This is a genomic window from Streptomyces sp. WAC05292, from assembly GCF_003949955.1.
Taxonomy (GTDB): Bacteria; Actinomycetota; Actinomycetes; order Streptomycetales; family Streptomycetaceae; genus Streptomyces; species Streptomyces globosus.
This window is the reverse complement of record NZ_RPSE01000755.1, coordinates 1-1,087: the sequence shown is the minus strand read 5'-3', so window position 1 is coordinate 1,087 and position 1,087 is coordinate 1. Positions and strand designations below refer to the sequence as shown.

At 79.0% G+C, this 1,087-nt stretch carries 1 protein-coding gene; it reads right to left on the bottom strand.

Annotated elements, in window-relative coordinates:
• The coding region (locus tag EF903_RS32855) for a lantibiotic dehydratase (RefSeq protein WP_185902957.1) at positions 1 to 1,087 on the bottom strand (1,087 nt) is incomplete at both ends.

The following is a 1,087-nucleotide window of genomic DNA, read 5'->3' as shown; positions in this document are numbered from 1 at the left end:
GCTCGGCGGCCCGGGCCGGCCGGTCCCGCCCGCCGAAGGCGGGCAGCGCCTCCTCCAGCACCACGCCCCGCGGATGGCGGGCCAGCCAAGCCGGCAGGCACCGCAGGTGCAGGGCGCTCCCCAGGTCGAGGGGCTGGGGCTTCGGCGCGCGCAGCGACGCCAGGAAGTCCTCGGCGGCGCGCCCCGCGGGCGGCAGCGGCACGGGGTGGAGGAACAGCTGCTCGGGCAGGCCCAGCAGCGCCCGCCAGCGGGCCGCGGCGGCCACAGGTACGTCACCCGGGTCGTCCGCGAGGTCGGCGCGCAGCGCGGCGAGCACCCCTTCCGGCAGGTGCCAGCGGCGCCGGGCGAGCACCACGTGGCGGTGGCGCAGCCGCGGCGTGCGCACCACCCGGCCGCCCGGGGCCGGGAAGGCGGTGCGGGGCAGGAGCTGCCGGAAGTCGACGACGCCCTCGGGGTGGTCGCACAGGAACGGCGCGAGGCGCTGCGGGAGCATCACCGGCGCGAGGAAGCCGAGGTAGAGGACGTCGAGGAGCTCGCCGGTCGCCCGCAGGCGCAGGCGCAGCTGGTCCGAGGCAGGGTCGTGCACCAGGTCCACGTCGGATTCGGAGATCGCGGCGCGATGCCGGTCGGGGCCGATCTCGGCGTCCGCGAGCAGCGGGTGCAGGTTGGCGTTGAAGCCGCCCACCGGCCGGATCTGCGCCGCCCGGGCGCCGTCGCCGAGGCCTCGCCGTATCTCGCGTGCGACGGCGCGGGCGGCCGCGGGGGGCAGGCCGTCGAGGAAGCGGCTGGTGAAGCGGCCCCAGCCGCCGTAGACGTGGTTGACGCAGAGCAGTCCGCCGCCGGCTCCCGCCCCCTCCGGTGCCGTGTCCGCGGGCGGCGCAGCGGGGGCGTGCTGGACGAACCAGGCGTAGCCGAGCGGCCGTGCGGCCGTCCAGTCGGGCAGCCGGGCGGCCAGCCCGCGCACATCGGCGGCGGGCAGGACGACCTCCTCGGGCGGGCCTTCCTGCCCGCCGCCGGCCGCGGCGGCCTGGGCGAGCCGGATGAAGTCGGTGCGCAGCCGGACCAGGCGGTCCGCACCGGGCGGGAG